Genomic DNA, 13,764 nt, shown 5'->3' on the forward strand with positions numbered 1-13,764 from the left:
GCACAGCCTTCGGCCAGTGCCCCTACGGATAGCGTCTAACGCCAGTGCCTCCGTTGCACCTGCTGGCTGCGGCCGCCGCCGAGCAGCAAGCCGATCAGCAGCAACAGGCATTCCACCAGCCAGGCCAACAGCAAGGCACACACCAGGCCCCAGGCGATGGCCTGCGGCGCCAGCAGTACCTGATAACGGTAGGCACTGTAGGTTTCGTCCATCAGTTCGCTATCGGCGGCCGTCGCCAGGTGCCAGACCTGGCCGTACCACGGCTGTTGCATGGCCTGCCACTCCAGTTCGAGGAAACTGGCGCGATCGACCAGGTAGCCCACGCTCTGCGCGTCACTGCGCATGACCGGGTCATCACTGTCCTGATAGTGCGTCACCAACGCCTGCAGATCGCCCTGAAAAAAGCGCCTGGCAGTCTCACGGAAACCCGCCAAGCTCTGCTCTGACTCCAGCCGGTGCGCTTCGACACGTTTGCTGTAGTCCCCGATATACCCCGGTACCTGCACGCCAACCAGCAGGCCCAAGGCAAACAGCGCCAAGCGTAGATAGCTTCTGAACATCGCCCCTCTCCTGATTGCAAATTACCCGTCCGTTCAGTCGCTCATGCCCCGGGCCACACACTCGCCGCCCCGCCACAGCCGCCACTCACCCGGACGATACAGGTTCCAGCATTCGTTATCGGTCAAGGGTTCCGTGGCCAGCACCGTCACCACATCGTTGGGCGTGGTCTCGGCCTGGAAATCCACCCGCACATCGGCATCTTTCAACTGCGCCGGGCCAAAGGGCGCGCGCCGGGTGATGTGTGCCAGCTTGGTCGAGCAGAAGCTGAATAACCAGTCGCCATTGCTGAGCAGGCAGTTGAACACGCCGTGCTTGCGATAGGCCGCACAGGCCGCAACCAGACCGGGCAGGAGCAGCTCCACGGCCACCGGTTCCGGGAAGTCGCGGCGCAGACCATTGAGCAGCTCGCAAAAAGCCGCCTCGCTGTCGGTGTCGCCAATGGGTCGATAGAAGCTTGGCGTCGGTGAAAAACCCGCCAACTGGCCGTTGTGCGCGAAACACCAGTTACGCCCCCAGAGTTCGCGCACGAACGGGTGGGTATTGGCCAGGCAGACCTTGCCGACGTTGGCCTGGCGAATGTGCCCGATCACCACCTCGCTCTTGATCGGGTAACGCTGCACCAGTTGCGCCACCTCCGATTCGCTGCTGGCGCGCGGCTCCTGAAACAGGCGCAGACCGCGCCCTTCATAAAAGCCGATGCCCCAGCCGTCACGATGCGGCCCGGTGTCGCCGCCACGGCGGATCAGCCCGGTAAAACTGAAGACGATGTCGGTGGGCACATTGGCACTCATGCCGAGCAATTCACACATGCTTGCAACTCTCGACTCTGCGCTCAAAGGCGCATGCTGAACGTCTGCACAGACAGGTGCAAGCCATGAACGCTTGCACAGGCGCGTTAAACAATCCGGCAGCGCCCCCTGCTGGGTTATGTGGCGGTTTGATGCTGGACTTTGCTCAGGACAAGCCCCCTACCGCCAGCCTGCGCTTGCCCGATCCAACGGCCACACACCTGCCATGTCCGATGAATTGCAAGTTGCGTAGGGCGATCCGGGCGGCGTTCCGCTCGGAGCACAGCGACAGCCCGCAAGCTTTTGCGCCGCGCCGAAGAAGCATCGGTACACTGCCTGCGGCCCGTAGCGCCCTGCTAATTGCGTGCTGCTGCAGGCTTCACAGCCGGGGTTCCACGCGCAAGTGGCGCGAGTCAGCCTGGGCATAAAGACTCTCGACAGGTTCCTCGTTCTCGCGTTGCATGATTTCGCGCAGGGTCGGCGCGTTCTCGTCATCCGGCTCCGCTTGCGGACCACGGTGACTCTTCCACCAGCGCGCCAGGGGCCAACGAATGGCCACGAACAACAGATACAGGGCGAATGCAATCAGACCGTACATGGACAGATCGGCTACTGCGCGCCAGATACCGTTACCCACATCCAGCAGCAGATCCAGCGCGGTGATGGCAATCGACGGGGCGAGTACCTGTTCATTGGACGGATCGACTACGGTCGGACTGAACAGCAGCACCGCTGCCAGCAAACGCAGGGGCTCGCGCAGATAACGCCACATCCAGCGAGTTATGCGGAACCACACCAGCAGGCAACCCAAGGCAGCGACGACATAGACGCCCCAGGCAAGTAAATAGTCGTTTTCGGTCATAAAGCGCGGATCTCTGAGCATGACGGGGCTGGCCCGTTGATAACCGCAGCGAGTGAGGCTGCATTTTTCAACGGCCTGCTGATGCAGTGCGGCTTATGATAACGGCTTTTCCGTGGTCCGACAGGCTGCTAGCTGCAGACCGTACAGAATTGGAGTCACCAGATGCCGCACGCCCCCATCGCCCGCACCGACAATGCTGCCGACCCTTACCGCTGGTTGGAGCAGCGCGACGCCGAGGAGGTGCTCGAGTACCTCAAGGCGGAAAACACCTACCTGGAAGCCGAGCTAGCGGAGCAACGCGAGCTGCGCGAAGCGCTGTTTCAGGAGATCAAGGGCCGCATCCGCGAGACCGACCTGTCGCTGCCTTCGCCCTGGGGCCCTTGGCTTTACTATCAGCGCACCACCGCTGGTGACGAATACCCGCGCCACTATCGCTGCCCGCGTCCGGCCGATGGCTCGCTCGATGTCGATGAGCACGCCGAACAGCTGCTGCTCGACCCCAACGCCCTGGCAGATGGTGGTTTTATCTCGCTGGGCGCCTTCAGCGTCAGTCAGGATCACCAGCGCCTGGCCTACAGCCTGGATACCAGTGGCGAAGAGGTTTATCAGCTGTTCGTCAAGGAACTGGCCACCGGCGCGATCAGCCAACTGCCCTTCGCCGATTGCGACGGCAGCATGACCTGGGCCAACGACAGCCAGACCCTGTTCTTCGGCGAGCTGGACGACTGCCATCGCCCGCACAAGCTGTACCGCCATCGGCTCGGCAGCGATTCGGCCGAGCAGGTGTTTCACGAGGCCGACGGGCGTTTCTTTCTCAACTGTTACCGCGCCAGCTCCGAGCGCCAACTGGTGGTGCTGCTCAACAGCAAGACCACCAGCGAGGCCTGGGTGCTGGATGCCGATACGCCGGAGGCCGCGTTCCGCTGCCTGGCGCCGCGCGAGGAAGGCCACGAATATTACGTCGACCACGGCAAGGTCGATGGGGGCTGGGCCTGGCTGATCCGCAGCAACCAGAGCGGGATCAACTTCGCCCTGTACTGCGTGAAGGAAGCCAGCGTCGCCGGGCAGACGCCGACCCGCGAGCACTGGAGCGAACTGCGCGGCCATGACCCGCAGCTGATGCTCGAAGGCGTGAGCCTGAACGACAGCGCGCTGACCCTCAGCCTGCGCGAGGGCGGCCTGCCGATCATCGAGGTGCATGCCCAGGGCCAGCAAGCCTACCGGGTGACGCTGCCGGATGCGGCCTACAGCCTGGACGTGCAGGACACCCTGGAGTTTGCCAGCCCGGTGATTCGCCTGCGCTACGAAGCGCTCAACCGCCCGGCGCAAATCCGCCAACTGACGCTCGTCGACGGCGTCCAGCAGGTGCTCAAGGAAACCCCGGTACTGGGTCCGTTCAACGCCGACGATTATGTCAGCCAGCGCCTCTGGGCCACCGCTGCGGACGGCACCCAGGTGCCCATCAGCCTGGTGGCCAAGCGTGACGTATTTGGCCAGCCTGCCCCGCTCTATCTCTATGGCTACGGTGCCTACGGCGAAAGCCTTGACCCCTGGTTCTCCCATGCGCGCTTGAGTCTGCTGGAACGCGGCTTCGTCTTTGCCATCGCCCACGTGCGCGGCGGCGGCGAGCTGGGCGAAGCCTGGTACCGCGCCGGCAAGCTGGAACACAAGCACAACAGCTTCGGCGACTTCATCGCCTGCGCCGAGCACCTGATCGCCAGCGGCTACACCACGGCGGGCCAGCTCGCCATCAGCGGCGGCAGTGCCGGCGGCCTGCTGATCGGCGCGGTGCTCAATCAGCGCCCCGAACTGTTTGCCGCAGCCATCGCCGAGGTGCCCTTCGTCGATGTGCTCAACACCATGCAGAATCCTGACCTGCCGCTGACCGTCACCGAGTACGACGAATGGGGCGATCCGCACGAAGCCGAGGTGTTCGAGCGGATCAAGAGCTACGCCCCCTACGAGAACGTCCAGGCCCAGGCCTATCCGGCAATTCTCGCCGTGGCCGGGTACAACGACAGCCGCGTGCAATATTGGGAGGCGGCCAAGTGGGTGGCCAAGCTGCGGGCCACCAAGACCGATAACCACCTGCTGCTACTGAAGACCGACCTCGACGCCGGCCATGGCGGCATGAGCGGACGCTACCAGGCACTCAAGGATGTGGCGCTGGAGTACGCCTTCCTGCTCAAGGTGTTCGGGTTGGGCTGAAAAAAACACACCCGACTGCGCGCCCTTTCACAGCTTGGTGCCAGCGGCAGTTGGCAAGCATGGGCAGGCCGGCTAACGTCACACTTATCCCGACCCGACGCAGCAGAACCCCATGCCAGACAGCTCTTACCTGATCGATGAAATCCGCGACATGCTGCTCGACTGCGGGCTGTTCAACAGCCTGCAGCCCAGCGAGGTGCTTAGCGCGGCTGGCTATTTCAACATCAGCAGATTTGAGCCGGATGCCATTATCTGCCACGAGGGCGATGCCGGTACCTTCATGTGCATCATCCACTTCGGCGCGGTGTCGATCCGCAAGACCAACTCCAGTGGCGAAACGGTCGAGATTGCCAAGCTGCGCAAAGGTCGCGCCTTTGGCGAAATGGCGGTGCTGGACGGCGAAAGGCGCTCGGCCAGCTGCATCGCCGTCAGCGACTGCACCTTGTTGATCCTGGCCCGGGACTCGCTGGAGAAGATGCTGCAGGAGGCCCCCAAGTCCGCCGCCCAAGTCATCCGCGCCATCGCCGTGGCCATGTCCAGGCGCTTGCGCATGGTCGACGGTCAGTTGGTCGAGCAGCAGATCTAAGCAGCCATAACCACCTTGAGCTCGCCGGAGCCAGGGAATCCCTGGGCCGCGCTAGCGGACTGCGATCCGGGTCACGAGCGTCAGATATGGATGCGCCGTACTCCCAGGCCGCGCAAGAAGAAGCCAACAGCCCTATGATTGCTTCAGGTTGCTCTTCATCATGAATCGCCCCGGGTTTTCTAGACACTCCCCAAGCTTTGGAAATAGCGCTTTTCGAACTCTACCGGTGACAGCTGATTGTTGAAACCATGCCGTCGTTTTGAGTTGTAGAACATCTCGATGTAATCGAATACATCCTGCGGGCATCCTGCCGAGTGCCGTAGATCTTCCGCTTGATCCGTTCCCGCTTCAGCAGCTGGAAGAAACTTTCCGCCACCGCGTTGTCATGACAATTTCCTCGATGGCTCATGCTACCGATTAAGTGGATCATCACTTACTGCCTCGGCTTACGTCGCCAGGCCGCCATTAGCAGCGCATCAATCGCCAGGTCGCTCGTCTGTTGCCGCGACGATGCCCGAGGTGGCTGGGCAGCTGATTTTAATGATGTAGTGGTTGTTTTCGTGTTGCATGAGGAGTCCTCCGCGGGCAGTCGACATAGGCATGGCAATAAACTCGGGCTGAGCGCCGCCGCGCAACGTCAAACAAGACGCTGCAGCGGCTGCCACTCAGAGCAGTCAGGCCATGGCGGTTATAGGCGAATACGATCGCTCTTGGGGTCGTACATCGGTGCCAGCGACACCGTGGCTTCGACCAGCTGATCGTTGATCTCCACCTCGAAGAGCTTGCTGCGCAACAGATCGGCAGTGATGCCCTCCTCCAGCTCGATCACACCTAGACCGACCGCAGCGCCAAGGGTGTGACCAAAAGCACCGGCACGCATGTAACCGCAATATTCGCCATCACAGCGGATCGGTTCCTGGCCATACAGCAGCGGCTCGGCGTCCTTGAGCAGGAACTGCACCAGGCGTTTCTTCAGCGGGCCGCTGGCCTTCTGCGCGACCAACACATCGCGACCGATGAAGTCTTCCTTGTTGAAGTCGACGACAAAACCCAGGCCGACTTCCAGCGGGGTATCGGTGTTGTCGATATCCACGCCAAAATCGCGGTAGCCCTTCTCCAGACGCAGGCTTTCCAGCGCCATCAGACCACCGTGCACCAGCGGAACGCCCTGGCCTTCGATGCCTTCCACCAAGGCGTCATACACGGTGTGGCTGTATTCGGTAGGGATGTACAGCTCGTAACCCAGCTCGCCCATGTAGGTGATACGCACCAGCAGGATGCGCGCATAACCCAGCTCGATCTCGCAACTGGCACGGAATGGCACAGCCTCGGTGGACAGGTCAGCGCCGCTGATGGCTTGCAGCAGCTCACGCGACTTTGGCCCCTGCAAACTCAGCAAGGTGTAGGCCGAAGTCACATCCGTCACCGTGCACTGCTCATCCTCGCCAGTGTGTTGACGCAACCAGCTGGGGGTAATGCGTTGCAGCACATCACCGGTAATCAGCATGTACTCCTGCTCGCCCATACGGGTGATGGTCAGGTCGGAAATGATGCCGCCCTGGGTATTCAGCCACTGGGTATAGATGTTGCGCCCCAGCGGAATCGACACCGAGTTGGCGCAAACGCGATTGAGCACCTTCTCCGCATCGCGGCCCTGCACCATGAATTTACCCATAAAGGATTTGTCGAACAGCGCCACTGCTTCACGGGTGGCTTTGTGCTCGGCGGCAGCCAGGTGGAACCAGGGCTGCCGACCGAAACGGTATTCCACTGCCGGCATCTGCCCGTCCGGAGCAAACCAGTTGGGCATTTCCCAGCCACTGAGTGTGACGAAATAAGCACCACGGGCGGCATAGCGATCGTGCAAGGCCAGGCGCCGGGCGTTACGCGCACTCTTGTGCTTGAAGTTGGGCATCACGCCATGACTGAAGCCATAGCCCAAGACGTCCGGAATCCGCGCGGTGAGAAAGTTGCTGACCGATTCATGGCGTGCCGTGCGCGACAGCATCAGGCCGGTCATATCCTGAGAGGCATTGCCATGCACAATCTGCTCAGCCATCAACAGGCCCATGCCACCGGCCATCAGAATGCCCAGCGAGTTGAGGCCACTGGCCACATACAAACCGTCCACTTCCGGACTTTCGCCCATCAGGAAGCCGCCATCGGGGGTGAAGCTTTCCGGGCCGCAGAAGAAGGTCTTGATCCCTGCTTCATTCATTACCGGATAACGTTTGAAACCGGCCTCCAGGAATGGCGTCATGCGCTCCCAGTCCGGTGGCAGATTCAGCCAGCTGGCATCATCGGCAATGCCTTTGGGGCTCCAGGCCGCGCCGCAGGGCTCGAACAGGCCGAACAACAAGCCGCCGCTTTCTTCGCGCACATAGGTGTAGGTGGCAGGATCTTCAACCACCGGCATATCGGGGTGCGCGCCCTCAATCGTCTCGGTCAGCAAGTAATAATGCTCGGCGGCCTGCAGCGGCACCGAAACGCTGATCTTCGCGCCCAGTTGCCGTGACCACATGCCGGCGGCCAGTATCACGACATCGGCACTGATATCACCCAGATTGGTTTGCACCCCGGTGATACGCTTGTTTCTCACCACGAAGTCGTTGACCTGCACTTTTTCGAAGATGCGCACGCCCTGCATGCGTGCGCCCTTGGCCAGCGACATGGTGACATCGACCGGATTGGCACGACCGTCGGTAGGCGTATAGATCGCAGAAAGCACGCCAGTGTTTTCAATCAGCGGGAACAACTCCTTGACCTCTCGTGGGCCAACCTCGAATTTGTCCACCCCCTGCGAACGGGCAAAATTCATCTCGCGGCGCTGAATTTCCCGGCGTGTTTCGGTTGTTGCCAGATGCAGGTGTCCGATGCGCTTAAAGCCGGTGGAAAGGCCGGTTTCAGCCTCAAGGCTCTCATACAGCTTGCGTGTGTACTGTTGCGCCCAAAGTAGGGTCTCACAGGAAATGCCCGCACCTGTGATCAACCCAGCTGCGTGCCAGGTTGTGCCTGAAGTCAGCTGGTCTCGCTCCAGCAGGACGATATCCGTCCAACCCAACTTGGCTAGGTGATAGGCAATGCTAGTGCCAATAACCCCTCCCCCGACAATGACAGCACGCGCGTGCGAAGGTAATTCAGTGGTCATGGCACCCCCAAACAATGAACAAGTCAAACAATACGTTCATGAACATTACGCCAATATAGTTCATGGGACAAGCACCCACAGGGCGCTTCAATAGACTTGAGCCCTACGCCATAATGGCCACCCCTCTGCGCCCAATGAGTTACGAATGAGCACGCCTGACATTGACTCCATGAGCCTTGCCAAGAGCATCAGAGACCTGCGAACTCGGCAGAAAGTGACGGTCCGTCAACTTGCTGCGCGTATAGATCGATCCATTGGCTTCATCTCCCAAATTGAGCGCGGCCTTTCACAACCCACAGTGGAAGACCTCCACTCCATCAGCCAAGCGCTGGGTGTTACCTACTCATATTTCATCAGCCCGGCACAGCCACCTCAAAAGCAATGGGTTACAAGCCCAGAAGAAAGACGCACTCTCAGTTTCGCTCGTGGCGTCTCAGACCGCGTGATTTCCCCAAACATTTCCAGTCAATTGATCATGCTAGAAACTGTGCTTGAACCTGGGGCAGACTTCGGCGATCGGCAGATTATCGAGAGCACAGAGCAAGGTGGCTATGTGCTGGAGGGAGAGTTGACACTCTGGATTGCGGATGAAGAGGTTGTAGTCTGTGCCGGAGAAGGCTTCCAAATCCCGAGCGGCATTCCCTGCCGTTGCGCCAATAGAAACAAAGGCTTCACCAGAGTGCTTTGGGTTTACAGCTGAGAAAAAGCCAAATCGTACCCACTGCGCATAATCGTCGTCAGCCTGAACCGCGTTGCTCGCCTGATGGCAGCAGAGCTTCACCCTGCCTCTGGCGATCCGCTTCAGCCGCTAAGCGTTGGCCTTTTCGAGGCTGGTGAATTCAGTCGATGCCCTTGTGGCTGCCCGGCATGCCCTGACTGTTTCGCTGGCGCTGCTGCTCCAGCAGCGGCAACTGACCATCGGCTGGAGCCAGGGAACCGCCAGATGGATTGGCCTTGTAGCCCGTTCCGTCGTTGAGCAAGGGTGGATTATTCGGCGCCGGAGTCGGCAGGTTGCGTGGCAGCGACCGGATGAAGGGTTGCGGCGTGGCGGTGCCGGGTGAGCCGGCAGGTCGCTCACGGGGCGTCGACGCTGGATAGTCCCGCGCCTGGATCACGCTGCCGCACAGCACCGTCAGACTCAGCAGTAGCGCACTCGCCACTCGCATCATTCACCTCTATTTTGCAAGACTCCTGGGCATTGGGCTGTGCGCAGTGCCGATTAGTGCCCACCCGCCTGTTTTCGCCGACCATCGGCAGGGCTACACTGTCGGCATTAGTAGTTAGCCACGAGAGCAGTCATGAGCACGGACAAATCACCCTCGCCTACCGCCAAGCTCGACCGCATCCTCGCCGATGCCCAGCGCAGTCGCGAAGAAGGCTACCGGGATAAAGCCCTGAAGATGTACCCGCATGTCTGCGGTCGTTGTGCCCGGGAGTTTTCCGGCAAGCGCCTGAGCGAACTGACCGTGCACCACCGCGATCACAATCACGACAACAACCCACAAGACGGTTCCAACTGGGAGTTGCTGTGCCTGTATTGTCACGATAACGAGCATGCGCGCTACACCGACCAGCAGTACTTCAGCGAAGGCTCGACGTCCAGCCCGCAGGGGCCAAAATCGACCCACAAGGCCTTTGCCGACCTGGCCGCCCTGCTGAAGAGCAAAGACTGAGCGATTGGGACAAAACTCCCGTCTACTGCGGCCGCCTCCAAACGCCCGCTGCTCCTAATACCTCGAGCGATCCGCCATCCGTAGGGTGTTACTCGCCGCAGGCAGTGCACCATTGGTTGTTCGGCGCGGCACAAAAGCTGGCGGGCTGTCGCTGCGCTCCGAGGCCGCCCTACCTCCGAACGGATCGCCGCCCGAGCCGCCCTATGCGCAGGCAGCGCCGCGTGGTTCATCGGCGCGGCACAGATCCGGCGGGCGCTCAGCCAATCGATGCCGTAATCCCATCAGCCCCAGCATGCAGCTTCATCCGATTGCCCTGGCAGCAATGCCGTCAGGCCTTATACTGCCGCCTTTTGCGTAAAGGCCCTGCTTCGTGGCGAACAAACGATACAGCTGCATTGGTTTATTCAACCCGAAATCCCCGGAGAACGTCGGCGCGGTGATGCGCGCCGCCGGTTGCTATGGCGCGGCCTCGGTGTTCTACACCGGCACGCGCTATGAGCATGCCCGCGACTTCGTCACCGACACCAAGAAAGTCTTCCAGGATATTCCGCTGATCGGCATCGATGATCTGCAGAAGATCATCCCGCTGGGCTGCACGCCGGTCGCGGTGGAATTGGTCGAAGGCGCGCGGCCGCTGCCGCAGTACACCCACCCGGACCGGGCGATCTATATCTTCGGCCCGGAAGACGGCTCGCTGAACAAGGAAATACGCGCCTGGTGCGAGGATGTGATCTACATCCCCACCCAGGGCTGCATGAACCTCGCCGCCACGGTCAATGTGGTGCTCTACGACCGCATGGCCAAGGGCAATAACACCAAATCCGGCCCCAAGTTCTAGACGCCCCGACCGAAGCCGGGCGCGCGAACGGCAGATAAGCCCGAGCGGCGCAGAGGCTACTTCAGCAGTTTGCTGTCGAGTACCTTGGACGCCCCGCCCATCACGTTCTCGCTGATCTCGATAAACTCCTTGGTAGTGACCTTGTCCAGGCGCATCAGACCACGGGTTACATCGTCCAGCGAGCGTGGCTCGGTACTGCCCTTGGTCTTTTGACGGATTTCCCGATCCAGTTCCTGCAGCAACAGTACCGCACGCGCAGTCACTGGACCGCTGGCACTGCTGCCACGCAGGCTCTTCACCGGCTTGCTCCAGTCAACCATCTGCTCGCGGACTTTCTGGTAGCGCTCCTCACTCAAGCCACCCGCACGGCGAACCAGCTCGATGGCGTAGTACTCGGCAAGCCCCTCGGTGACCCAGTCGCTACGGTCGCGCGACTGAATGCGGCTGAACACGTGCACCAGTTCATGCACGAGCGAACTGGTGCCGTTTTCACTGACCAGTGGACGATCGGCATGCATGTAATAGGAATTGGTCGCCGACAGGCCGCCACGCCACATCGGGTCGCCAGCCCCCACGATCAGTAGCTTGGCCGGGTCACGCGGGAACACCGCCTGGGCTTCCTTCCAGACGAAGGTCAACAGGGTCAGAATGTCCATGCGGCGCATGCCCTCGCCAATCGGCGCGGCGATGGTCACATCGGTTTCACCAAGCTTGTCACGGCGTGTCCCGATCTTGCCGGCGATGATCCAACCGGTCGGACGATCGAACTTGCGATGCGGGTTGTCGATGCGGAACTTGTTCTTGCCGATCCGCGGCCAGCCGGTCTCGACGCCGCGCCAGCCCTTGGGCAGCTCGAACTGCAGGCGCGCGACCAGTTCGGTCTTGTTCTGCTGACGCAACTGGGCGCTGGGCACCAGGTCGTCGCCGCGCAGCAAGGCCCAGTCTTCGGTCATGCGCGCATCGAAATCGGCATCTCCCCGCGGCTGACTGATGCGTACCCGGTAGGTCAGCTTTGCCACACCTTTGCCTGGCTGCCAGACCCCACGTTCGGGGCTTTCCTGGCTCCACTCGCCGTCGGCACTGAAGTCGCTGTAGTTACCCTTGTCACCCAGATTGAACGACAGGCTGCGCACACGCTCGCCCTTGCCCAGGGTCAGGCTGACTTCGGCCTGATCGCTCTCGGGCAGAAATCGCACGAGGTAATCCAGGTCGACCTTCTGCGCCGCCCAGAGCGGCGTGCATAGGCTCAACAGCAAGGCGGACAACAAGCTACGGCGAATCATCATGATGGGCATTTCCTGGCGGGACGGGTCTGTGCACTGGGTAGACCGGATATGGGCCGGGCAATTCAATGCCAGCTGATCGTTATAGCTGGTTAAACCGCACCCTGCCTCAGCCGGCGCGGAAAATCAGGTGCTCTTCCCAATCATCCTCGGCAACGCTGTTTTCGCTGAGCATGCGCCCGGACTGGGAAATGCGCTGCTGATGCACCTGCTCAGGATCGCCGCAGACCAGGTGATGCCAGAGCAGCAGGTCCTTGCCCTCGCTGACCAGGCGATAGGCGCAGGTCGGCGGCAGCCACTGGAACTGGTCGGCCTGGGCCGGGGTGAGTTGGATGCAATCGGGCACGGTCTTTCGACGATTGCTGTAGTCCGTGCAGCGGCAGCTCTTCAGGTCAAGCAGCTTGCAGGCGATGCGCGTGTAATAGACGCTGCCGTCATCGTCATCCTCGAGTTTTTGCAGGCAGCACAGGCCGCAGCCATCGCACAGCGATTCCCACTCGTCCTGATTGAGTTGCTCGAGGGTTTTGCGTTTCCAGAAGGGTTCGACTTTGGCGGCCATGGCGAGGGTACGGTGTCTGGCGAAAAGGCCGGCAGTCTAGCGCGCGCCTCGCAAGTGGCCAAGGCCGGCGGGCCGAAAGGCAGGCAAACCACCGTCTGCTGGAGGCGCGGCCACGCGGCAAGACTGAGCGCAATCCCATAGCGGACGTTATCCGCTATCGCCGTGGGGCGCATGCCCCCAATGGCTGTGGCAAATGCCGCAAGCCCGAAGGGAACGGGCGCGGCCCGTCTACAGGGACAGTTTGCTGCTGTTGAAGGATGGCCGGCCCGGCGCGCGGCCTGTGGCGACGGGGGAATTCCGCGGCGGATACCATACGCAGGGCTCAATAACCGCGAGCAAAATCCACGGCGCCGCGCAGTTCGCCACCGGCTTGGTAACGCTGCAGATTGTCGATGAACAATTGCACCAGTAGCCGTGGCTCGGTGGGTGCGGAGCTGTGCCCGGTGAGAAGCAGCCGCGGCGCGGTCCAGAACGGATGCCCAGCGGGCAGCGGTTCCTGGCGGCAGACGTCGATCACCGCCCCGGCCAATTGGCCCTGCTGCAGTGCCGCGACCAGGTCGGCATCGACCACTGCCACGCCACGCCCGGCGTTGATCAGCAGCGCGCCGGGCTTGAGCCGGACAAACAGCGCGGCGTCGTAGATATCGCGGGTAGCCGGGGTGTCCGGCAACAGGTTGATCAAGTAATCGGCCTGGCTGGCCAGGCGTGGCAACTGATCGAGCCCGGCTACCTCGACAAAAGGCGTGAGGACGCGCGCACGACTGGCCACCCCGTACAGCTCGATGCCGAATGGGGCGAGAAAGCGTGCCACGCTCTGGCCGATATCGCCGCTGCCGACGATCAGCGCACGGCGTCCAGCCAGGCTCTGCGGCAGGCGGCTGTCCCAATGCTGCTCGACCTGGGCGGCCAGGCGGGCAAATAGCTGACGCTCGTGGGCCAGCAGGTGACAGAGCACGTACTCGGCCATCACCTGGCCGAAGATGCCAACCGCACGACTCAACTGATAGTTGTGCGGCAGATCGGCGGCCAGCAACGGCGTGATGCCGGCCCAGGTCGATTGCAGCCACTGTGGCTGGTGCCCCTGACGCAGCAAGGCGGCGAGCAGATCCGGCTGACCGAGCCAGAGCGGACAACTGCCGGCCCAGCGTGCCAGTTCGAGCGGGTCGGCACTGCCAAATAGCTCGAGTTCGGGCGCCACCTGCTGCAGTAACTTGGCATAGCGGGCATGGGCGATTTCGCCGATCAGGACGCGCATGGC

The 13,764-nt window shown here is 61.6% G+C and carries 13 protein-coding genes and 1 pseudogene; 5 read left to right on the forward strand and 9 right to left on the reverse strand.

Annotation, left to right across the window (positions count from 1 at the left end):
- Window positions 1–35: 35 nt before the first annotated feature.
- The 3 genes from LJY18_RS18105 to LJY18_RS18115 form a co-directional block, all read right to left on the reverse strand.
- Window positions 36–560, reverse strand: coding sequence for a DUF2937 family protein (locus LJY18_RS18105; RefSeq protein ID WP_238043214.1), 525 nt, complete (start codon window positions 558–560; stop codon window positions 36–38).
- Between the two features lie 33 nt (window positions 561–593).
- Window positions 594–1,370, reverse strand: a complete 777-nt coding sequence (locus LJY18_RS18110; RefSeq protein WP_238043215.1) for a class II glutamine amidotransferase — start codon at window positions 1,368–1,370, stop codon at window positions 594–596.
- A 358-nt stretch (window positions 1,371–1,728) separates the two neighbouring features.
- Window positions 1,729–2,211: an MFS transporter gene (locus LJY18_RS18115; protein ID WP_238043216.1), complete on the reverse strand. Its 483-nt coding sequence runs from the start codon at window positions 2,209–2,211 to the stop codon at window positions 1,729–1,731.
- 162 nt (window positions 2,212–2,373) lie between these two features.
- Here LJY18_RS18115 and LJY18_RS18120 point away from each other — a divergent pair, with 162 nt between their 5' ends.
- Both LJY18_RS18120 and LJY18_RS18125 read left to right on the forward strand, forming a co-directional pair.
- The gene (locus tag LJY18_RS18120) at window positions 2,374–4,419 is read left to right on the forward strand and encodes a S9 family peptidase (protein ID WP_238043217.1); all 2,046 of its coding nucleotides are present in this window, start codon (window positions 2,374–2,376) and stop codon (window positions 4,417–4,419) included.
- A 112-nt stretch (window positions 4,420–4,531) separates the two neighbouring features.
- Window positions 4,532–5,005, forward strand: a complete 474-nt coding sequence (locus LJY18_RS18125; RefSeq protein WP_238043219.1) for a cyclic nucleotide-binding domain-containing protein — start codon at window positions 4,532–4,534, stop codon at window positions 5,003–5,005.
- Between the two features lie 179 nt (window positions 5,006–5,184).
- On the opposite strand, the pseudogene LJY18_RS18130 reads toward LJY18_RS18125, so the two are convergent.
- Window positions 5,185–5,501, reverse strand: a pseudogene (locus tag LJY18_RS18130) (IS3 family transposase); the annotation flags it as partial.
- Window positions 5,502–5,693: 192 nt separating this feature from the next.
- Window positions 5,694–8,153, reverse strand: coding sequence for an FAD-dependent oxidoreductase (locus LJY18_RS18135; protein WP_238043220.1), 2,460 nt, complete (start codon window positions 8,151–8,153; stop codon window positions 5,694–5,696).
- Window positions 8,154–8,298: 145 nt separating this feature from the next.
- Between LJY18_RS18135 and LJY18_RS18140 the strand changes: the two genes are divergently transcribed.
- Window positions 8,299–8,853: a helix-turn-helix domain-containing protein gene (locus LJY18_RS18140; RefSeq protein ID WP_238043222.1), complete on the forward strand. Its 555-nt coding sequence runs from the start codon at window positions 8,299–8,301 to the stop codon at window positions 8,851–8,853.
- A 139-nt stretch (window positions 8,854–8,992) separates the two neighbouring features.
- On the opposite strand, the gene LJY18_RS18145 is transcribed toward LJY18_RS18140, so the two are convergent.
- A complete protein-coding gene (locus LJY18_RS18145; protein WP_238043224.1) occupies window positions 8,993–9,322 on the reverse strand; it encodes a hypothetical protein in 330 nt (109 codons plus the stop codon).
- Window positions 9,323–9,451: 129 nt separating this feature from the next.
- Here LJY18_RS18145 and LJY18_RS18150 point away from each other — a divergent pair, with 129 nt between their 5' ends.
- Both LJY18_RS18150 and LJY18_RS18155 read left to right on the forward strand, forming a co-directional pair.
- Complete coding sequence (locus LJY18_RS18150; protein ID WP_238043226.1) at window positions 9,452–9,826, forward strand: YajD family HNH nuclease; 375 nt, start codon at window positions 9,452–9,454, stop codon at window positions 9,824–9,826.
- A gap of 370 nt (window positions 9,827–10,196) precedes the next feature.
- Window positions 10,197–10,664, forward strand: a complete 468-nt coding sequence (locus tag LJY18_RS18155) for an RNA methyltransferase (protein ID WP_172149172.1) — start codon at window positions 10,197–10,199, stop codon at window positions 10,662–10,664.
- Window positions 10,665–10,720: 56 nt separating this feature from the next.
- Here LJY18_RS18155 and LJY18_RS18160 read toward each other — a convergent pair whose 3' ends face one another.
- The 3 genes from LJY18_RS18160 to LJY18_RS18170 form a co-directional block, all read right to left on the reverse strand.
- Window positions 10,721–11,950: a hypothetical protein gene (locus tag LJY18_RS18160; RefSeq protein WP_238043227.1), complete on the reverse strand. Its 1,230-nt coding sequence runs from the start codon at window positions 11,948–11,950 to the stop codon at window positions 10,721–10,723.
- A gap of 106 nt (window positions 11,951–12,056) precedes the next feature.
- On the reverse strand, window positions 12,057–12,506 hold the full coding sequence (locus LJY18_RS18165; RefSeq protein ID WP_238043228.1) for a YcgN family cysteine cluster protein: 450 nt from the start codon (window positions 12,504–12,506) through the stop codon (window positions 12,057–12,059).
- A gap of 322 nt (window positions 12,507–12,828) precedes the next feature.
- Window positions 12,829–13,761, reverse strand: a complete 933-nt coding sequence (locus tag LJY18_RS18170; protein WP_238043229.1) for a D-2-hydroxyacid dehydrogenase — start codon at window positions 13,759–13,761, stop codon at window positions 12,829–12,831.
- Window positions 13,762–13,764: the final 3 nt, after the last annotated feature.

Source organism: Pseudomonas sp. MMS21 TM103, from assembly GCF_022132145.1.
Taxonomy (GTDB): domain Bacteria; phylum Pseudomonadota; class Gammaproteobacteria; order Pseudomonadales; family Pseudomonadaceae; genus Aquipseudomonas.